Consider the following 20,082-nt stretch of genomic DNA (forward strand, 5'->3'; position numbering starts at 1 on the left):
GGTGTCGAATGGCCATCAGGAAGAACTACGCGCTGCTGAGCGCCTTCCTCTTCTTCTACTTCTTCGCCCAGGCCATGAGCATCTCGCTGCTGGCCCTGTGGCTGAAGCGGACCCTGGGCCTTTCCGGCGCCGAGACCGGCGTGGTGTTCGCCGCCAACTTCATCTTCGCGATGATCTCTCAGCCCTTGTACGGCTTCGTTTCCGACAAGGTGGGGCTGCGCAAGACCATCCTGTGGCTGATCAGCGGACTGGTGGTGCTGTCGGGCGCCTTCTTCGCCTTCGTCTACGGCCCGCTCCTGAAGACCAACCTGCTGCTCGGCGCGATCGCAGGCGGGGCCTATCTGGGCGTCACCTTCATCGCCGGCAGCTACGCCCTGGAGTCGTTCGTCGACCGCGTGGGCCGAAAGTACGGCTTCGAGTACAGCCGCGCCCGCCTGTGGGGCTCGCTGGGCTTCGCGGCCGCGGCGTTCTTCTCGGGCCGGCTGTTCAACCTGGACCCGCTCTACAACTTCGCCCTGGCCTCGTGCGCGGGCCTCGTCCTGCTGCCGCTGCTGGCCTTCGCGAAGATCGAGCCCAGCGCCGACGAGCGCGAGCGCTCCGACGCCCTCAAGCCCGCCGACGCCATGGCCATCTTCAAGCTGCCGAAGTTCTGGGGCTTCATGGTGCTGATCCTGGGCGTGACGAACCTCTATCTCGTCTACGACCAGCAGTTCCCGGCCTTCTACGCCTCGCACTTCGCCGATCCCAAGCAGGGCGCGGCCATGTTCGGCTACCTGAACTCGGCCCAGATCTTCCTCGAGGCGGGCATGCTGTTCGTCGCGCCGTTCGTGGTGAACAAGATCGGAGCCAAGAACGGTCTGCTGCTGGCCGCGGCGATCATGATCGTGCGCATCGCGGGCTCGGGCCTGGTGCACGGCCCCGTGCCGATCTCGGCGATGAAGATGCTGCACTCGCTGGAGCTGCCGATCCTGGTGGTGTCGATCTTCCGCTACATCGCCTTCCACTTCGAAAGCCGGCTGGCCTCGACGCTCTATCTGGTGGGCGTCAGCTTCGGCCATTCGCTGGGCCTGGCCGTGCTGTCGCCGATCGTCGGCAAGAGCTACGACCTGATCGGCTTCCCCAGCACCTACCTGCTGATCGCCCTGTTCGCCGCCGCCTTCTGGGTAGCTTCGGTGTTCGCTCTCTCTCCCACTCCGCGCGAGGTCCCGCCCGCCAAGGACGCCGAGCCTGATCCGGCCCTGGCGCAAGCCGACCTGGGCGGCGCCGACGTGGCCAAGGTCAATTGACGATGTCTCATTCCACTCCCAGCGCGATCCCGCGCGAACCGCTGATCCGCGCCGCCGAGATCCTGGCGCGCCCTCGTCCCGACAGGACCAAGCTCGACGCCATCCTGGCGGCCGTCCTGGCCCGTATCGACGCCAGCCTCGACCTCTTCACCGACGCCTTCCCCAAGCCCTCCAGCGAGGGCGGGGTCTATGCGCCGATGGACAACACCGAATGGACCAACGGCTTCTGGACCGGGATGCTGTGGCTGGCCTTCGAGGCGACCGGCGATACCCGCTATCGCCGAGCCGCCGAGCGCCAGGTCGAAAGCTTCCGTGACCGGATCGAGCGCGGGGCCAATGTCGACCACCACGACCTGGGCTTCCTCTATTCGCTGTCGTGCGTGGCGGCCTGGAAGCTGACGGGCAGCATGAGCGGCCGAGAGGTGGCCCTGGCCGCCGCCCGCCGGCTGATGACCCGCTACCTTCCGGCCGCCGGCATCATCCAGGCCTGGGGCGATCTTTCCGACCCCGAACAGGCCGGCCGGATGATCATCGACTGCAATCTCAATCTGCCCCTGCTCTATTGGGCCAGCGAGGAGACGGGCGACCCCACCTTCCGGATCGCGGCCGACAGCCATATCGCCCAGGCCGCCAAGCACATCGTGCGGCCCGACGCCTCGACCTTCCACACCTTCTACATGGACCCGAAGACGGGCGAGCCCGTCGGCGGCAAGACCCACCAGGGCTTCAGCGACAGCTCCTGCTGGGCGCGCGGCCAGGCCTGGGGCGTGTCGGGCTTTCCGCTGGTCCATCGCTACAAGGCCGATCCTGGCCTGATCGACCTGGCCGCGCGGCTGGCCAACTACTTCCTCAACCGGCTGCCGGACGATCTCGTCTGCTGCTGGGATCTCGTTTTCACCGACGCCGAGCGCGACAGCTCGGCCGCGGCCATCGCCGCCTGCGGCCTGCTGGAACTGGCTCGCGCACTGCCGCTGGCCGACCCCGACCGCGAAGCCTACGAGACCGCCGCCCTGGCGATGGTCGAGACCCTGGGCGAGCGCTACCTGCTGCCGCTGGGCCAGCCCGGAACCGGGATCCTGGCCCACGGCGTCTATCACATGCCCAACCGCGTCGGCGTCGATGAGGCCTGCATCTGGGGCGACTATTTCTTTCTCGAGGCGCTGGTCCGCCTCACCCGGGTTTGGGAGCCCTACTGGTGATTCAGATCGGCGTGGATTTCGGCGGCACCAAGGTGGAGGCCGCCGCCCTGGACGCCAGCGGCAAGCTGCTGGCCAAGGCCCGCGTTCCCAATCCGGGCGACTACGACAAGGCGCTGGTCGCCGTCCGCGACCTGGTGACGGGGCTTGAGCACAAGCTCGGCGCGCGCGGCACCCTGGGCGTCGGAGCGCCGGGCTCGATCTCGCCGGCCGCCGGCGTGATGCGCAACGCCAACTCGCTGTACCTGAACGGCCGGCGCTTTCGCGAGGACCTGTCCGAGGCCCTGAAACGGCCAGTGCGCCTGGCCAACGACGCCAACTGCCTGGCGCTGTCGGAAGCCGTCGACGGCGCCGGCGCGGGGGCGAAGGTCGTGTTCGCCATCATCCTGGGCACGGGCTGCGGCGGCGGCCTAGTGATCGACGGCAAGCTGATCGAGGGCGAGAACGGCATCGCCGGCGAATGGGGCCACATGCCCCTGCCCTGGCCGACGGCCGAGGAGCGCGAGGGCCCCCGCTGCTGGTGCGGCCAGAACGGCTGCCTGGAGATGTGGGTGTCGGGCACCGGCCTGCGACGCGACTTCCAGGCCTCGACGGGCCGGGCGCTGAGCGGCGAAGAGATCATCTCGGCCTGGCGGGACGGAGATTCGGCGGCGACCACCGCCTTCGACCAGTTGATGGACCGCCTGGGCCGCTCGGTCGCCGTGCTGTGCAACATCCTCGACCCCGACGCCATCGTCGTCGGCGGCGGCCTGTCGAACGTGCCGGAAGTCTGCGAGCGCCTGCCCGAGCTGGTCTCGCGCCGGGTGTTCGCCGATCGCTGGAGCACGCGCATCAAGCCGGCCGTCTGGGGCGACGCCTCGGGCGTGCGCGGCGCCGCGCGGCTGTGGAGCCTGGAAGAGGCCCGCCGGCTTCTGGCCGAGCCAGCCGCTTAAGGCGGCGCCGGGCCGGACGAGTCCCGATCCATCAGGGTGAAGGGCAGCAGGTGATGGACGGGGGCCGGGTCGCCCCCGGTCTTTCGAGCGCGGATCTCGTCGACGATCAGGCGCACGGCCGCGCGGCCCATCTCGGCGATGGGCTGGTGGATCGTCGTCACTTCGGGCCAGACCGTGGTGGCGACGGCGGTATCGTCGAAGCCGCAGATCGTCAGGTCGCGCGGCACCGAGATCTGCCGGCCGTGGGCCACGGCCAGGGCGGCGGCGGCCATGTCGTCGTTGCTGGCGAAGATGGCGCTGGGCCTCAGGCGCGCCTCGAACAGCTTTTCAGCCGCCGCCAGACCCGAGCGATAGGTGAACAGGCCCTGGGCAACCCATTCGGGCCGCACGGCCAGGCCCGCCTCCGACATGCCCGCCAGGAAGCCCTCGTAGCGCAACTCGGTCGGGGTGTGCTGGGGATCGCCCTTGATGAAGGCGATATCGCGGTGGCCCAGCGCGATCAGGTGGCGGGTCATGGCCAGCGCCCCCTCGAAGTCGTCGATGCGCACGCTGGAGACATCGATCATCGGCCGGGCGGTGGCCAGGGCCAGCACGGTGACGCCCTCGGCCCGCAACATGTTGATGGTCTGGCGGGAGTCGCACAGCGGCGGCGGCAGGATCACGCCGTCGACGCCGGCCGCCAGCAGGCGCTTGACCGCCTGCTTCTGCCCAGCCAGCCCCTCGCAGCGCTCCAGGATCAGGTGGCTGGCCAGCCGCGAGCTCTGCTCCAGCCCACCGACCATGATCTCGCTGAGGTAGGAGGCGCTGGGGTTGCTGTAGAGGATCCCCACCCGCGCGGCGGCCGAACGCGAGCGCGTGGCGCGGGCGGCGACATTGACCTGATAGTTCAACACGCGAACCGAGGCCTCGACCTTCTCGCGCATCGCCGGGCTGACATTGCCCGCCCCCCGGATCACCCGCGACACGGTCATCGAGCCGACGCCGGCGTGGCGCGCCACGTCGTGTATGGTGATCGCCTTGGGCCCGGCGGCGGGCGAGGAGCCACGCGCTGAAGACGGCGGGACCGCCTTGGCCTTGCGGGGACTTTTCAACGACGCACCACCATTGTTCACGATACCAATGCATCCTAGCGACGCGCGCCGTCCGCGCCAGAACAAAAACGGATGTTTGGCCTGCAACCGCATATCGAGCGCGGCCGCGCTCTCGCTTGGACTTCCCCGCTCTGTCTTCGCTAGACTGCGCGCCGACCCGTAGAGAGTCGTATTGAGGCGAGGACTCCTTGAGCACGCAGAGGCGGCAGGCGCCGACCATCCATGACGTGGCGCAGCACGCCGGCGTGTCGTCCATGACCGCCTCCCGCGTGGTCAACGGCTATCCCCACGTTCGCCCCGCCGTGCGCGAGAAGGTCGAGGAAGCCATCAAGGCCCTGGGCTACCGCCCCAATTCGCTGGCGCGGGCCACGCGTACCGGCGTCTCGCAGATCGGCATGCTGTACTCGAACGCCAGCTCGTCGAACCTCTCGAACTACCTGATGGGCGCGTTCCGCCAGGCCAGCCTCAGCGGCTGCCAGCTGCTGATCGAGCCGAGCCAGGCCCATCCGACGCCCGCCCAGGCGGTGCAGAAGCTGGTCGACGCGGGGGTCGGTGCGGTGATCCTGCCGCCGCCGCTGTGCGACGACGCCGCCATCCTGGAAGCGCTCGAAAAGGCCGGCGTCGGCGCGGTCAGCTTCGCCACGGCTCGTCCCCGGCAAGGCGGGCCGGCGGTGTTCATCGACGATTTCGAAGGCGCCCGGATGATCACCCAGCACCTGCTGGACCTGGGCCATGTCGACATCGCCTTCGTGCGCGGCGATCCCACCCACTCCACCGCCCAGCTGCGCGAGAAGGGCTTCCGCGAAACCATGGCGGCCGCGGGCCTGAGCGTGAACGAGGCCTATGTCGAGGACGGCGGCTTCAGCTATCGCGGCGGACTGGAGGCGGCCCGCCGCCTGCTGAGCCTGCGTCGCCGGCCTTCGGCGATCTTCGCGGCCAACGACGACATGGCCGCGGCCATCAGCGCCGTCGCCCACGGCCTTGGCCTGGCGATCCCGACGGATCTCAGCATCGCCGGCTTCGACGACACCTCTGTGGCCACGACGGTCTGGCCCGAACTGACCACCATCCGCCAGCCGATCGCCGACATGGCCGCATCGGCCGTGCTGCTGGCCATGGACCTGGCCCGTCCCGGCGGCGATGGCGGCGGCCACGTGCAGGCCGAACTGCAGCTGATCCAGCGCGCCTCGACCGCCCCTCCCCCGGCCTGAGCGCCCTTGCCAAAGCGTCGCTCCATGTTACTGGTAACGATATCATAACATGGGATGGAAACGCGGATGGCTGGGTTTGGTCGTGGAGCTCTAGGGCTTGGACTGGTCGCGGCGGCGGCCTTGCTGGCGGCCTCCGCCTCGGCGGCCGACGGCGCCAGGGCCGAGCGGGCCTGGCTGCCCGACCAAGGCGAGGGAACCTACAAGAACCCCGTGCTGGCCGGCGACTATTCCGACCCTGACGCCGTGCGCGTCGGCGACGCCTACTATCTGGTGTCGTCCTCGTTCACCAACGTTCCGGGCCTGCCGATCCTGAAGTCGACCGACCTGGTCAACTGGACGATCATCGGCCACGCCCTGACCGCGATCACGCCAGAGGCGCACCACGCCACGCCCCGGCGCGGCGGCGGCGTCTGGGCTCCGGCCATCCGACACAGGAACGGCGAGTTCCTGATCTACTATCCAGATCCCGACTTCGGCGTCTTCCTGGTCAAGGCCAAGGATCCGGCGGGCCCATGGTCAAAGCCCGTCCTGGTGGACGACCGGCGCGGCGTCATCGACCCCGCGCCCTTCTGGGACGACGACGGACAGGGCTGGCTGGTCACCGCCTTCGCCCGCAGCCGGGCCGGCTTCGCCAACGTCGTCACCGCCCGTCGCCTGAACAAGGCCGGCGATCAGGCCGTCGGCGAGGCGATCACCCTCGTCGAGGGCGACAAGCACCCCAAGGTGGCGACCTCGCAGGGGCCGTTCCCGTGGATGACCACCGAGGGCCCCAAGCTCTACAAGCGCGACGGCTGGTACTACCTCTTCACGCCCAGCGGCAGCGTGAAGGGCGGCTGGCAGGGCGTGTTCCGCTCACGCAAGCTGGAAGGCCCCTACGAAGGCCGCAACGTGCTCGACCAGGGCCGCACCCAGATCAACGGCCCTCACCAGGGCGCGTGGGTCAGCACCCCGACGGGCGAGGACTGGTTCCTGCACTTCCAGGACGCCGACTCCTACGGTCGCCGCGTCTGGCTGGAGCCCATGGCCTGGAAGGACGGCTGGCCCGTCATCGGCGAGGACAAGGACGGTGACGGCATCGGCGAGCCGGTGCTGGTTCACCGCAAGCCGGCGTCCAAGACGCCCTCCCCGCGCCTTGCGCTCCAGGACAGCGACGACTTCGACGGCGCGCTGTCCCTGGCCTGGCAATGGAACGCCAACCCGGCCGCCGACTGGGCCGACCTGAAGGCCGCGCCGGGCAAGCTGCGCCTGAAGTCGATCTCCTCGCCCGAAAACCTCTGGGAGACGGGCGCCCTGCTGACTCAGAAGCTGCCGGCCGAGCGGTTCAGCGCGACCACCAGGCTGGATTTCGCGCCCAAGGCCGTCGGCGAGCGCGCTGGCCTCGTGATGTTCGGATCGGACTATGCCTGGATCGGCCTGCAGAACACCGGCGCGGGACCGGCGCTGGTCCGTGTCGACCGCATCGGCGCCGACAAGTTCCAGCCCGAACGGGTCGAGGTCATCCAGGCCAAGGCTCCCACGACGGTCTGGCTGCGCATGACCGCCGAGCCGGTCGTCGTGGCCGATCCGCCGCCTGACTTCTCGCCCTACTGGCCTTCGATGCTGCGGTCGCTGCACGCCAAGGTGACGCTCAGCTACAGCCTGGACGGAAAGACCTTCACCAGCGTCGGCCAACCCTTTGTCAGCCGTCCGGGACGCTGGGTCGGCAGCCAGATCGGCCTCTTCGCCCAGGCGCCGGCCGGCACGCCGTCCAACACCTCGACCCGCATCGGCTGGAGCGACTTCGACGGCTTCTGGGTCACGCCCTAGAAGCCGTCCCCAGGCCCGCTTAACGAACACCGATCGCTTGACTTCGCGCCCAATATTGATATCGATATCAAGTCTTCAGTGATGTCCTGCGACGTCGCGCTCTTGGATCTACTTCCTCCAACACTCCCAAGGCGGGCGCCCTCTGCAGGCGCCCTTTTTTTCACCTCAGGCCGGCTCGAACCGGATGGCCTGGCCGCCGGCGGCGTTGAGCTGCAGGCGCAGGCGCGTCCCGGCGTCGACGATCTGGCGCTCGATCACCACGCGGGTGCGGTTGGCGGGCCTGGCCAGGTCGCCGTCCTTGTAGCGGACGGCGGTCCAGCGCCCTTGCCCCAGGAAGCCGAGATCAAGGTCCACTCGCCGCTCCATCTCGTTGGTCAGCGCGCCCACGAACCAGACGCGCCCCTTGCGGCGGGCGATGATCACGTACTCGCCCAGTTCGCCGGCGATCGCCCGGGTCTCGTCCCAGGTGGTCGGACAGGCGTCGAACCACTCCAGTTCGGGCCACGCCTTCTCCTCGTACTTCTCGGGCTTGTCGTACCAGTAGAGCAGCGTCAGCGGGCTGTAGCAGGTCACCGCCAGGGCCAACTGGTGGGCGTTGGTGGTCTGGTTGCGCTCCTGGGCGTAGCAGATGGTGTAGTCGATCGGCCCGGCGATCGGCCGCGTGAAGGCCAGGTTCACGTGGTGGCGCGCGGCCGGGAACTGCTCGTTGCCCTTCACGCCCTCGAGAGTCAGGTAGTTGGGCAAGGTTCGCTCCAGCCCGGCGGGTCGCAGATTGTCGTGCAGGTTCACGACCATGCCGTGCTCGCCGAAGGCCCGCACGACCCTGGTGATGAAGTCGACGTCCGACTGGCGCCCCTCCCACATGAAGCCCAGCTTCACCCCGGCCAGGCCCCAGCGCTGGTACAGGCGGCACATGTCGGCCAGCGCCTTGGTCACCGCGACCCGGTCGATATAGACCAGCACGCCGATGTTCCGGGCCTTGGCGTAGTCGATCACCCGCTGCAGGTCCAAGGCGGCGATCGGCGCAGTCGGGTCCGAGGCGTCGGTTCCGTCGCCGTACCAGTGGGCGTCGAACAGCACATAGGCGATGTTGCGCTTCTGGGCGAAGTCGACCGCCTTCAGCGAGGCCTCCGTCGAATAGGGCTTCATGATCCGGAAGGCGTGGCCGGGCTTCACCCACGAGACGTCGCCCAACTGGTTCGGCGTCGCCAGGGTCGGGACCACATGGTGCAGCTCGATCAGCCCCTTGGCGCTGTCGGCCGCCAGAAGAATCCGCCAGGGCGTCTCCTGGCCCACCTCGATCTCGAAGGTCGGCTCCTCGGGCGTGTCGTCCTCGCCGCCCCAGCCGGTCGCCCGCCCGGGATAGCGCATCAGGTAGGTGACGAGGCCGCCCTGCTCGTGCGCTCGCGCCATGCAGCGCGGATAGTGCAGCCGGTCGGACTCCGCCATGAAGCCGTAGACGCCGTCGCCGACATCGACGGTGATCGGCAGGTCGGCATAAGCTCCCTTGTCAGACGAGCCGGTCAGGTCGGGATGCTCCAGCGGCGCCAGGCCCGCCTGGGTGGAGACGTGGATGTCGCCCTCGTCGCGGCTGGCGTAGAGGCGGGCGGCGTCAGGGAACCGGAAACGCGTCCGCTCGCCCATCAGCGCCAGCTTGCCGCCCTTGGGCAGCCCCGTCAGCACGTAGCGCACCGCAACCGCGCCGTTCAGCACGCGCAGGACGATGTCGAAGCGGACCCCGGCCTTGGGATCGACCATGTGCAGGGCGACCTGCCGACCGGACTGGTCGTAGCGCGCGGACTGGCCGAAGGGCGGCCGCCAGTCGCCCTCGAACGTCTCCGGCGTCGCGCTTACGACCTTCGCGCCCTCGCCCAGCAGCCGGCCGTCGGCCAGCCACAAGCCAAGCTCCGACGGCAGCAGCAGCGGCTTGCCGTCATAGGTGGCGCTCCACTTCGGCGTCGGGCCCGAAGCGTCCAGAGCCGCTCTTAGGCGACCGTCGGGCGAGACGACGGCATGGCTTCGAACGGCCTGCGCCGCCGTCGCCCTGCTCCCCGCCCCGGCCGCGGCGCTCGACAGCGCAGCCAGCGCGACCATGTCTCGACGTGTGGGCTTCATGGCCTCGCCTCCCCTGGGACTGCCTTATCGATCTTTCCGGGGAAGCTACACGAAATGATATCGATATCAATGACAGCGACATTCAATGTCGCGGACCGGCTCCGGGACCAGCGACCAAGTCCCGGACCAGGAGCCGGCCTCGCCGGTCGTCAGGCCGCGGCGGGATCCGCGCCCGCTGCGTCGTCGCGCAGCATCTTGCGGTATTCTCCCAGGTCCAGCAGGCGCGCGCTGGCCGCCGCCTGGCGCTCGTCGGAGATCTTGGTCAGCAGCACGGCGGCCTCGGCCAGATAGGCGGTCAGCTTGTCGCCGGTGATGTAGCTGCCCTGCAGGCCGTTCAGCTTGCTGAAGCCGTCCGCGAAACTGCGGTTGAAGGCGTCGGACACCACGCCGACCGCCCGCCACTCGCCCGCCTGCCGGATGAAGAACTCGTCGGTCGAACGAAGCAGCTGTTCGAGGCGGCTCTTGCCGATCGAGCGATTGGCGAGGCCCTCGACCACGGTGATCTCGATCCGCGCCTCCTCGGTGACCCGCCCCATGAACTGGGCGAACGAATTGAAGAAGCAGGCGATCTCCTCGATGATCTCCTTGGTCCGCTTCAAGGCGCTGATGCTGAGGTTCAGCGACTTGATGGCCAGCTTGATGGTTTCGTCCCGCGAGAGCTTGCCCTTCAGCAGCGCGTTGATCTTTACCAGCTTGGCGGCCTGCTCGCGCCGTTCGCGCTCGTAGGCCTCGGCCTTGTCCAGCATCTTCATTTGGATTTCGCGCAGGCTGGCGGCTTCGTCCTTCTGGTCCTGAGACAGCTCGCCCAGCCCCTGAGCCAGCGCGTTCAGCGACGCCTGCAGACCCGACAGCACGCCGACCAGGGCGATCACCTTGCTCTCGTCGTCGGTCAGCGTCTGCTTGGCGTCCTTCAGCCGCCCCTTGATCCCCTTGACCTCCTCGGCGTCGCCGGGCTGCTCGACGGTCTCCTTGGCGCCGCCCGCCTCGACCGGCTTGCCCGCGGCCTCCTGGGCGGTCTTCAGGTCCTTGCGCAGCCCGGCGACCTTGTCCTTGCTGTCGGCTACCTTCTGCTCGGCGAGCACGAGGTCCTTCTTCTTGGTGGCGATCTCGGACTTGGTTTTCAGGACCTCGGTCGTGGAGTCGGGCTTGGGCGTGTCGCCGCCCTTCCCCGCCCCCGTGATCGAGTTCAGCGTCGAGGCGGCGATCACCGACGCGCCGCCGGTGGCGCCCGCACCCAGCGCCATCGCGATCGGCGGCAGGGCGGCGGCCACCACCTGGGCGCCGATCTTGACGATCTGCATCACGAACGCCCGCTCCTCGGCGGTCGTGGCGCGCTGCTCGTACGAACGCGCCTTGCTCTCGAACTTCTCGACCTCGTCCTGCAGATCCTTGACCAAGGCCTCGATCTGGTCGCGATCGGCCTCGGCCTCGTTGATCTCCTCCAGCAGCGCCTTCTGGTCGGCCAGGCGGCTGGAGAGCACCTTCTCGCTGCTCTGCGTCGCGGCCGCGGTGTCGGCGATGATTTCGTCGTAGGTGGCGGCGATCGTCGACAGCTTGCCCCGGATATCGGTCGCCTTGGCCTTGATGTCGGTCGCGGTCTTCAGCAGGTCGGTGGTCAGGAAGGCCCTGACGCCCTCGACGTCGCCGTCGTCCTTGGCGTCTTGCCAGTCGGGCAGACCGATATCGAGGAAGGTGATCACGTCCTCGGCGGCCTCCATGGCGTCGGACATCACCAGTTGGCTGGTGCGCTGGGCCTTGAGAAGACGATCCATGATCTTGGCGATCTTGACGCGGATATCGCCTTCTTCCTGCGGGGTGGTGTTGTAGGCGATGTAGAGCAGGTCGATGGCGTTGTCGGTGTCGGTCTTGGCGCGCCGGACGTCGTACGCGCCTTCGATCTTGTTGACGTAGTGCTTGACGATCGCCGCCCCGCGCTCGGGCAGTTCCAGCGGGTTCTTGGCCCGCAACGCCTTCACCTCGGTGTCGATCGCCCTCGAGATCTGCTCGGCGCGGCTTTCAAAGGGGATGCTGTCGGGCATGTCTTCGCCTCCTGGTCGGGACTGGATAATCGGGACTACTGAAAGCAGGCCGTGAACTGCTGCGGGGTCAGCACCGTCCTGGCCTGGTCGTACAAGGCGCTGGACTTGCCCTGCACGCCGTCGACCCGCGCGGCCAGAACCCGGACCAGCCGGCCGGTCCGCGCACGGCCGTCGGCGGTGTCGACCCGCCTGGCCTCGCCGAGAGCGCCGTCGAACTCGTTCAGCAGCTGCATGTTGCGCAGGACTTCCGGGCGCAGGATCGCCAGCGCCGCCTGCAGGCGGACGATCGACGCCTCGGTGGCCTCGATCTGGTCGGAGGTCTGCTTGGCGTCGCGCTCGGCGGCCGTGAGCAGGGCCTGGCTCTCGTCATAGCGCGTCACCGCCGTCTGCATCCCGGCGACGGCGTCGTTCAGCCTCTTTTCGGTGGGACCGATCAGGTGGTCGTTGTTCTCGATCTGCCCCGTCAGCTGGGCGATCTCGACCGCGAGGTCGCAAAGAAAGCCTAGAATGGTCCAGCTGTCCTTGCAGCGCCGCACCGCCTCTTCCTTGGCGGCCTTGTAGCTCTTGAGCTTGTCGAGATCGCTGCGCAGCTGAGCGAGGCGGCCGCTGGCGTCGTTGTATTCGCGCAGGAACCCGTCGTATTCGGCGCGCCTCTGGACCAGCAGCCCCTCCAGTTCGCGCTTGTGAGCGACCAGTTGGCCCAGGCGAAGCTGATCGGCGTCACGCTCGGCGACCATCGCCACGTCCTGCTGCTCGAAGCATGTGACGCGACCGGCGATGTCGGCCTGCGTCACGCGGGCCGTCTCAAGCTTCTGTTCGAAGGCGGCGATCGCCGCGGGCGTCAGGATGTCGTCGCTGGAAGCCGCATTGGCGGAGCCAAGCCCCAGCAGCAGCAAGGAAGCCGCCGCCAAAGCGGCGCCGAAAGACTGACGCAACGCCTCGCGCCAGCCGCCACGGCGTGCCAACGCTCTCCCGCCGCAAGACGGCCAAGGCATGACGCCCCCCTGATACGACGCACCCCCGTGCATCGCATCAAAATCGCCTTAAAATTGATCAAAGGCAACACGCGCTGATAGATGGAACCGCCGTGGACGGGCCGCCAAGACTCCCGGAGCGCTAGAGCTTCACCACCATGTCCCGCCGATACATCACCCACCCCAGCAGCCAGCACACCAGCATGTAGCCGACGGCGCAGAGGAGCGAACCGAGGCCTCCCGGCGCAACCGCCTGGAAGAGGTGGATCCCGATCCACTCATAGGGATCCAGCCCATCCGCGATCTCGAACTGGCGCAGGGTGATTACGAAGAGTTCCGAGAACAGGTAGATCACCAGTGGATTGAGGCCGAACACTTGGAAGAAGCGCGTCGCCGCGTTCGGTTCACGCCCTTCCAGCAGCGCCGCCAGAGCGGCCAGCAGGATCAGATCCAGGCCGACGGTCAGCAGCACGAAGCTTCCGGTCCAGAGCTTCTTGGCGATCGGAAACCACGGGCTCCAGGCCAGCGCCGCCAGGATCAGAACCCCGCCCAGGCCCGCCATGCGGATCAGCGTCTTGCGGCCGTCGCTGGCCTGGCGCAGGGCGCGGGCGGCCAGATAGCCCGCCAGCACGTTGACGGTCGCCGGCAGCGTTCCCAGCAGCCCTTCGGGGTCGAAACCGCCGTCCTTGCGATAGAGATGGTCGCGACCGACGACCAGCAGGTCGAGCTTGGTTCCCGCGTTGCCGAGCTTGGAATAGGGGTCGCCGTCGCCGAAACTCAGCAGGATCGCCCAGTAGCCCAGCAGCAGTCCGCCGCAGAGCCCCAGGATCCAGCGCGGCGACAGGTACCGGGCGGCGAAGGCGGCGATGGCGTAGCACAGGGCGATGCGCTGCATCACGCCCATCACCCGCGTCTGGGAGAACGGCGCCAGCGCCCAGTGCCCGTCCACGTGATGCACGAACGGATACCAGTACATCAGGAAGCCGAGCAGGAAGATCAGCGCCGTGCGCTTGGCCACCTTGGCGCTGAACGCCGGCAGCGGGATCGGCCTCGAGAAGGCGAACGCCATCGAGCAGCCGACGGCGAACAGGAACGAGGGAAACACCGCGTCCGCCGCCGTGAAACCGAACCACTTGGCGTGGACCAGTTGCTCGAACGGACGCGCGCCCGGCCCGGCCGTGTTGACCACGATCATCAGGCAGACGGTCAGGCCGCGGAAGACGTCCAGCGACAGGAAGCGGGAAGCCGGCTTGGTCATGACCCTCTCCTAGGCGCGGTCGACACGGGCGATCAGCGCCTTGACGGCGCCGGTCGGGTCGGACGGACGCGCCTTGCGATAGGCGGTGTCGGCGGCGACCCAGGCCTTCTCCCAGGCGATGCCGTCCTTGACCACGGCGGCCTCGTCGAACGGACCGGTCCCGGCCGCCTTCAGGGCGTCGAGGAACCGGCCCCAGCGCGGCAGGTAGAAGTCACGATACAGTCCCTGCCAGGCCTTGGAGGCGTAGTCGTTGAGGTTGCCCTCCCCGCCCCAGATCGTGACCTGGGCCTTGGCGTTGGCGACGTAGGCGGCCTTCTCTTTCGGGGTGTCGCCATAGGCTCGGGCGTCGTCGATCCACGTCGCCAGGGTCTCGGGCTGCACGCCCAGCAGCGCGTCGACGGCCAGGGCCAGGTCCTCGACCTTGCGTCGTGCGAGGTCGCCGGCGACCGCGTCGCCCTTGCGATAGGCGGCCACCGCGGCCTGCAGCTGGACATCGATCTCCAGGCTGGCCAGCTGGCGCGTTGCGTCGACCAGGTCGATGACGAACAGCGGCTCGTTCGCATAGGCCGGCGCCAGCACCGCCAGGGCGCGGACGGCGGCGTCGAGCTTGGCGCGATCGCCCGGATGGCCCGGGAACTCACCGATGGTCGCCGTCGGCCGCTTGAAGAACAGATAGGCGCCGGCCTTGCTCTTCCACCAGCGCGAGCTCCAGTAGCGGGTCGAATAGGCGCCCTGCGCCAGCAGCGCCATCGCCGCATCGAGCTCGGGGCTGGTGCTGCCGTAACGGGCCTTCGAGCGGCTCGACAGCCAGGCGGCGGTCGAGGCTCCGCCTCCGTTCCAGGCCAGGTCGTAGGTCGCCTCGTAGACGATCGAGTTGTTGTGCAGCCCCTCGGGGAACATGCCGAAACCCGACAGCTTGCCGGTGTCGGGATTGGCGACCAGGGCGGCGATGTCGGTCCGGTAATAGTCGAGGTCGCCGTAGACCGGGTTGCTGCCGCCGTAGTTATGGACGTAGCCGTAGATCCACGGCTTGCCGCCGAAGGCCTTGGCGTTCTTCCAGACCGCCGGATAGCGGTCGTTGCCGATGTCGAGGATCATCAGCTTGTCGTCGGGCACGCGGCTGAGATAGGCGCTGATCGCGGCCGGATCCCAGAAGTGGCTGTCGGCCCCGAACAGCCAGCCCTGCATCACCCACACCGCATCCGGGCGGCTCTGGCGGATGGAGTCGTAGATCGCCTTGCCATAGGCGGCTAGGCGGCTGGCCTTCAGCGCCGGATCAAGCTCGACCTTGGTCTTGGTGGCCGCGGTGTTGGCCGTACCGTCGCCATAGGCCGCATCGCGGGCGTCGGCCCCGTCGGCGCTGATCGGCGGCAGCATCTCGTTGAACGAGTCGGCGAGGTAGTAGGTCCCCGCGCCATAGGTCTGGGTGTAGAGCGCCAGGAAACGGCCGGCGATCCTGGCGAACAGCGGATCGGCCGGGTCCAGCCAGTAGGTCTCGTGAAAGCCTTCCCAAGGCCGCATGCGATAGATCTTGGCTTGCGGGTGCTTGGCCGCGAAGGCCTTGGGCACATAGCCGCCGAAGGCCGGCAGGATCGGCGTCATACCCAGGCTGCGCATGCGGGCCAGGATCCTGACCTGCAGATCCTTCTTCTTGTCGATCCAGGCGGTCGGCAGCGGGGCGGCGTAGCCCTCGATGTTGCCCATCCGGTGCCAGGGCGTGAAGGCCGCGCCCGAGAAGTAGTCGGCAAGCTCGGCCTCGCTCAGCCCGAACTCGCGCCACAAGGCCCGCCAGACATATTCCTGGCCTTCCATGGCCAGCGGCATGTCGACGCCGTGGACCGCCATCCAGTCGATCTCGCGGGTCCAGCGCTCCCATCCCCACCAGGGCGTGGTGTAGCCGTAGGTGCAGGTGTTCAGGTAGGCGCGGTGGGCGAAGGGGCTTTCCACCCGACCGGTGTCGGCGTCGGGCAAGCGGGCCGGCAGGGCGACGCGGTCGCCTTCCCAGCTGACCTGCGCCGCCCCGGCCTCCTTGAGGTAGGCGTAGGCGCCGCGCACCAGCGCCACTGGCGTGTCGCCGCTGATCGCCAGCTCGCCGCCCGTGGCCTGCACGGCGTACCAGGGCTTGCCGCTCGCGGTCGAAGACAGCGCCAGGTCGATCTTGTCGGCCCGCGGACCGAACCGCCGCTTCAGGACCGCTCGCGCCGCGTCGAGCCCCTCGCTCCCACGCGTCGTCGCCATGGCCAGCGAAGGCAAGGACGCAGCGGCCGCGACGGCGAAAGCCTGCTTCAGGGTCTGGCGGCGCGAGGGTCGAAACGACATCGAGACAACTCTTCTTCTGAAACGAAAATCTGGTCGCCGCCCAGGAGTCAGGCGGCGACCAGCAGTTGCGCCGCACGGACGGCGTCTCCGGGGAGGGAGATGGGGGAACTACATCTTGTACTGGAACGACAGGTAGTAGCTGGGGCCGGTGACCGAGGTCATCTGCCAGCGGCTCTTGTCGAGCAGGTAGGCCTTTTCCTGGGCGTTGTTGATGTTCATCGCCGCGAAGGACAGGCTGAGACGTTCGTTGATGTTGTAGCCGAGGTTCAGGTCGAACTGGGTGCGCGAGGCGACCGTGTGGCCCAGCGGACCGGAGAAGAAGCTCTCCACCGAGGTCTGGTCGTAGGCGCTGCGGTAGTTGGCCGACAGACGCGCGCTGAAGGTCTGGTTCTCCCAGTAGACCGTGCCGTTGGCGGTGTGCTCCGACAGGTTGGCCAGCTTGAAGCCCGTCACCGAGGTCGCCGGATTGACGTGCGTGTAGTTGGCGATCAGGCCGAAGCCCTCGATCGGCAGCCAGGCGTCCAGCGACTGCTGCCAGTTCACCTCGTAGCCGTGGATGTCGACCGTGCGGCCGTCGTTGAAGCTCTGGGTGATGTTGTAGGTGTCGCCGGCGCTCGACAGACAGACGCCGCCGCTGTCGCGGGTCAGGGCCGTGCCTTCGTACGACGCCGGGCAGGTCAGCGAGGTGTAGACGCCGTTCTTGACCTTCTTGGAGAAGAAGCCCGCCGACAGGCCGTTGCCCGCCCCGTAGTACCACTCCAGCGTCACGTCGATCTGGTTGGCCGTCATCGGGTTCAGGTCGCCCTGGCCGATGGCGATCGTGTAGACGCGGTGGCCGGTGGTGTCGACGGCGCTGGTCATGGTGGTGGCCAGCTGGTTGCTGGAGTCGATGATCGGACGCACCAGCACCTTGGCGGCGGCGAAGCGCAGCAGCAGGTTGTCGGTCAGGTCGACGCTGATGTTCGCCGACGGCAGCACGTTGTCGTACGACTTCTTGGTCGTGTAGGTGCCCGCGACCAGCTTGACCTCGGTGTTGCGCGGGTTGGCCGCGCCGCCGATGTAGCCCGCCACCGTCTGGTCGGTGCTTTCGCGCCGGACGCCGAAGTTGCCGCGGAAGGTGCGCGAGAAGATCTCGCCCTTCAGGTTGGCCATTGCGTAGAACGAGGTCAGGTCGCGCTCGACGCGATAGGTGCCGGCCGGGTCGAAGGCCTCGTAGACGCTGATCCCTTGCGCCTTCAGCGCCTCGCGATAGGCGTCGAGGTTCGGCGACACCCAGGTCGACGGCAGGGTCATCTCGCCGTCCAGGAAGTTGCTGACGGTGATGCCGGTCGCGGCCATGGTCGGCGACCACGAGGCCGGAATGCTGTCGGAGCCGTCCTTGCGCACGACATAGCGCTTGAGCACCTCGTGGCGGATCTTGGCCCCGGCCTGCACCGACTCCAGGATGCCGAAGTTCAGGAAACGCTTGGCGTCGAACTGGCCGGCGTCCTCATAGGAGTCGATCGTGCGGTAGGCGCCGTTCGGATAGGTGTTCCGCACCAGGGTCGCCGGATTGTACTGGGCGGTGTCGCTCAGCGCCGTCGAGGTCGTGAAGACGATGTTCTTCGGGTTGCTGATGTCGACCGTCGCGCTCGGGATGTTGATCCCCAGGATCGCGGCCTCTTCGTTGAAGATGGCGTGGCCGCGCGAATAGTGGGCCACAGCCTTCAGGTCCCAGTCCTCGAAGCCGGTCCAGCGGGCGCTGGTGGTGAAGGCGCCGGTCGACTGCGGACGGGTCTCGTGCTGGTGGTTGTTCTCCAGGCGGAAGTTGCTGACCTGCACGCGGGTGGCGGTATTGTTGGCGCTGGCCAGGGTGACGACGTTCGAGGCCGACGGCGTCGTGAACAGGAAGACCTGCTGGTGCAGTTCCTGCGTCGTCTCGTCCTTGGCGTAGGTGGCGATGGCGTCGACCTGCAGGCCCTCGATCGGCTTGAACTGGATGGCGCCGTTGATCATGCTGCGCTTGGTTTCGCGGTCGATCCGGCGATAGCGCAGGCGGGCCGGCGTGTAGACGCCGCTGTTCACGGTCCAGCGGTCCATCCAGAGATAGTCGCCGCGGTCCTTCAGCTCCTGGTAGCCGGCGCCGAGAAAGACGCCGATCTTGTCGTCGAGGAAGTGGTCGACATAGGTCGCGCCGTACTTGCCTGTCGGGCTGCCGCCGATCAGTTCCTGCTGCTGCAGCTTGCCGGCGAAGATCAGCTGGCGGCCCTTCACATTGAAGGGGTGGACGGTGTCGATGTTGACCGTGCCGGCCAGGCCGCCGGCGTCCATGTCGGCGGTCGGCGACTTGTAGACCTGGATGCCCGAGGCCAGCTCGGTCTGGATGACGTCGTAGCGGAAGCCGTCGGTGAAGTTCGAGCTCTTGAAGGTCTGGCCGTTGACCGTGGTCAGGGCGTACTGCGGGCCAAGGCCCCGGATGCTGATCGTCGAGCCGCGGCCGTTGATGTTGGAGATCTGCACGCCCGGAATGCGCTGGATGGCCTCGGCGATGTTCTCGGACGGGAACTTGCCGATGTCCTCGGCCGAGATGCCGTCCGACACCCGCACGTCGTTGCGCTTGGTGTCGAGCGCGGTGGCCAGGCTGCGGCGGAAGGCGGTGACGACGACCTCGTCGACGGCCTCGCTGGGCGCCGGCTCGGGCGCGGTCTGGGCGAGCGCGGGAGCCGCGAAGCTGGCGCCGGCCAGCAAGGCCAGCACGAAGGCCTTGCGCAGCGCGTCGGGCCGGGAAGTCGTAAGCTTGTGACCGATCATGATGCTATCCCCTCAAGCGGACGCGGCGCGCGCGCTCAGTGAGCGCCGCTCCCCCGCGGCGCCGTTTCGGGCAGACCATTTGAAGACCTTTTTTCGCTGCCCACTGGAACCGTAGGCGCCGCCCGGAAGGCGGTCAAAGCTTGCAACCCGCTCTAATGCTTGAATTTAACAGCCGACCGCCGGATAGGCGCCGATGGTTTCGGGCTCAACCGACGCGCAACCACTGGCGCGCGACCAAATATCAGCATTATCAATATGATATTCGGATATCACCCATGTATTCGAGCACGAGGCATAATACCAATTTAATGCCTTTTTTGCGACCATTCGCGCATAGCGAGCGCGACCCGCGCAGCCGTGGCGCGCAATTGGCCGACCGGCGCTCGCCCAGCTTGCAACCAAGCCGCAAAAAGCAAGACGCCCGCGCTCCGATCCGATCGGAACGCGGGCGTCGATGCCCCGAGTCGCGGCGCCGTGGCTAGCGGGCGAGACCTCTGGAAAGGCCTTCGCAAACAGCCTCGGCCTTTGGCCCGATCACGAGGTGGACGACGGGTCCGTCGAGGCGGACGAGGGCCCGCACGCCGGCGGCCTTGAGGGCGGGCTCGTCGAGCTTGGCAGGGTCAGCCAGTTCCAGGCGCAGGCGGCTGGAGCAGGCGCTGACGGCGAGGATGTTGGCGCCGCCGCCGAGGCCCGGCAGCAGGGCCTTGGCGGTCCCGGCGTCGACGGCCTGAGGGGAGACGGGCGCGGAAGCGGCGACCGGGGCCTGCCCCCCTGCCCCGGCGGCCTGGCGGATCTCGCCGGCGACGGTGTCGGCGATGGGGCCCAGCACCACCTGCAGGGCCTTGTCGGAAGGCCGCACGATCCCGCGCGCGCCCAGGGCCTTGAGGCGCGGCTCGTCGACCGCCTTCTGGTCGGCGACGATCAGGCGAAGCCGCGTGGTGCAGGCGTCGACGCTGACCAGGTTGGCCGCCCCGCCCAGGGCCAGCACGAAGTCGGCCCCGCGCCCGCCGGCGCTGGGGGCCGGGGCCGCGGCCAGGGCGGCGGCTTCCTCGGCCGGCTCGCGGC

General features: G+C 68.1%; 13 protein-coding genes. 5 read left to right on the forward strand and 8 right to left on the reverse strand.

Annotation, left to right across the window (positions count from 1 at the left end):
• Nucleotides 1-8 precede the first annotated feature (8 nt).
• From AC1DCG_RS11030 to AC1DCG_RS11040, 3 genes are read left to right on the forward strand one after another with little or no spacing between them, the layout of a single operon-like run.
• Nucleotides 9-1,286, forward strand: coding sequence for an oligosaccharide MFS transporter (locus AC1DCG_RS11030; protein ID WP_477036576.1), 1,278 nt, complete (start codon nt 9-11; stop codon nt 1,284-1,286).
• Nucleotides 1,287-1,288: 2 nt separating this feature from the next.
• Complete coding sequence (locus tag AC1DCG_RS11035; protein ID WP_477036577.1) at nt 1,289-2,485, forward strand: glycoside hydrolase family 88 protein; 1,197 nt, start codon at nt 1,289-1,291, stop codon at nt 2,483-2,485.
• Nucleotides 2,482-3,414 (forward strand): ROK family protein, encoded by a 933-nt coding sequence (locus tag AC1DCG_RS11040; protein ID WP_477030490.1) that lies wholly within the window; start codon nt 2,482-2,484, stop codon nt 3,412-3,414. Before AC1DCG_RS11035 ends, AC1DCG_RS11040 begins: the two co-directional genes overlap by 4 nt.
• Here AC1DCG_RS11040 and AC1DCG_RS11045 read toward each other — a convergent pair.
• Nucleotides 3,411-4,412 (reverse strand): LacI family DNA-binding transcriptional regulator, encoded by a 1,002-nt coding sequence (locus tag AC1DCG_RS11045; RefSeq protein ID WP_477036578.1) that lies wholly within the window; start codon nt 4,410-4,412, stop codon nt 3,411-3,413. The genes AC1DCG_RS11040 and AC1DCG_RS11045 overlap by 4 nt on opposite strands.
• A 281-nt stretch (nt 4,413-4,693) precedes the next feature.
• Between AC1DCG_RS11045 and AC1DCG_RS11050 the strand changes: the two genes are divergently transcribed.
• Together AC1DCG_RS11050 and AC1DCG_RS11055 are read left to right on the forward strand one after the other, a co-directional pair.
• A complete protein-coding gene (locus AC1DCG_RS11050) occupies nt 4,694-5,716 on the forward strand; it encodes a LacI family DNA-binding transcriptional regulator (protein WP_477030492.1) in 1,023 nt (340 codons plus the stop codon).
• A gap of 120 nt (nt 5,717-5,836) precedes the next feature.
• Nucleotides 5,837-7,522 carry a glycoside hydrolase family 43 protein gene (locus tag AC1DCG_RS11055; protein ID WP_477036579.1) on the forward strand — a complete coding sequence of 562 codons (1,686 nt, stop codon included), beginning with the start codon at nt 5,837-5,839 and terminating at the stop codon, nt 7,520-7,522.
• 165 nt (nt 7,523-7,687) lie between these two features.
• On the opposite strand, the gene AC1DCG_RS11060 is transcribed toward AC1DCG_RS11055, so the two are convergent.
• The 7 genes from AC1DCG_RS11060 to AC1DCG_RS11090 form a co-directional block, all read right to left on the reverse strand.
• Complete coding sequence (locus AC1DCG_RS11060) at nt 7,688-9,637, reverse strand: glycoside hydrolase family 97 protein (protein WP_477036580.1); 1,950 nt, start codon at nt 9,635-9,637, stop codon at nt 7,688-7,690.
• 149 nt (nt 9,638-9,786) lie between these two features.
• Nucleotides 9,787-11,676, reverse strand: coding sequence for a hypothetical protein (locus tag AC1DCG_RS11065; RefSeq protein ID WP_477036581.1), 1,890 nt, complete (start codon nt 11,674-11,676; stop codon nt 9,787-9,789).
• Between the two features lie 35 nt (nt 11,677-11,711).
• On the reverse strand, nt 11,712-12,611 hold the full coding sequence (locus AC1DCG_RS11070; protein WP_477030496.1) for a hypothetical protein: 900 nt from the start codon (nt 12,609-12,611) through the stop codon (nt 11,712-11,714).
• 181 nt (nt 12,612-12,792) lie between these two features.
• A complete protein-coding gene (locus AC1DCG_RS11075) occupies nt 12,793-13,908 on the reverse strand; it encodes an acyltransferase family protein (protein WP_477030497.1) in 1,116 nt (371 codons plus the stop codon).
• A gap of 9 nt (nt 13,909-13,917) precedes the next feature.
• Nucleotides 13,918-16,227 (reverse strand): alpha-N-acetylglucosaminidase, encoded by a 2,310-nt coding sequence (locus tag AC1DCG_RS11080; RefSeq protein WP_477036582.1) that lies wholly within the window; start codon nt 16,225-16,227, stop codon nt 13,918-13,920.
• A gap of 108 nt (nt 16,228-16,335) precedes the next feature.
• Entirely contained in the window at nt 16,336-19,017 is a 2,682-nt protein-coding gene (locus AC1DCG_RS11085; protein ID WP_477036583.1) for a TonB-dependent receptor, read from the reverse strand.
• Nucleotides 19,018-19,495: 478 nt separating this feature from the next.
• The coding region (locus AC1DCG_RS11090) for a PTS sugar transporter subunit IIB (RefSeq protein ID WP_477041484.1) at nt 19,496-20,082 on the reverse strand (587 nt) is incomplete at its 5' end.

Source organism: Caulobacter sp. 10L414, assembly GCF_056395525.1.

Coding starts and splice junctions, on each gene's coding strand:
- AC1DCG_RS11085 (WP_477036583.1), bottom strand. CDS start 19,017: ATGATCGGTCACAAGCTTACGACTTCCCGGCCCGACGCGCTGCGCAAG.
- AC1DCG_RS11060 (WP_477036580.1), bottom strand. CDS start 9,637: ATGAAGCCCACACGTCGAGACATGGTCGCGCTGGCTGCGCTGTCGAGC.
- AC1DCG_RS11065 (WP_477036581.1), bottom strand. CDS start 11,676: ATGCCCGACAGCATCCCCTTTGAAAGCCGCGCCGAGCAGATCTCGAGG.
- AC1DCG_RS11035 (WP_477036577.1), top strand. CDS start 1,289: ATGTCTCATTCCACTCCCAGCGCGATCCCGCGCGAACCGCTGATCCGC.
- AC1DCG_RS11075 (WP_477030497.1), bottom strand. CDS start 13,908: ATGACCAAGCCGGCTTCCCGCTTCCTGTCGCTGGACGTCTTCCGCGGC.
- AC1DCG_RS11030 (WP_477036576.1), top strand. CDS start 9: ATGGCCATCAGGAAGAACTACGCGCTGCTGAGCGCCTTCCTCTTCTTC.
- AC1DCG_RS11080 (WP_477036582.1), bottom strand. CDS start 16,227: ATGTCGTTTCGACCCTCGCGCCGCCAGACCCTGAAGCAGGCTTTCGCC.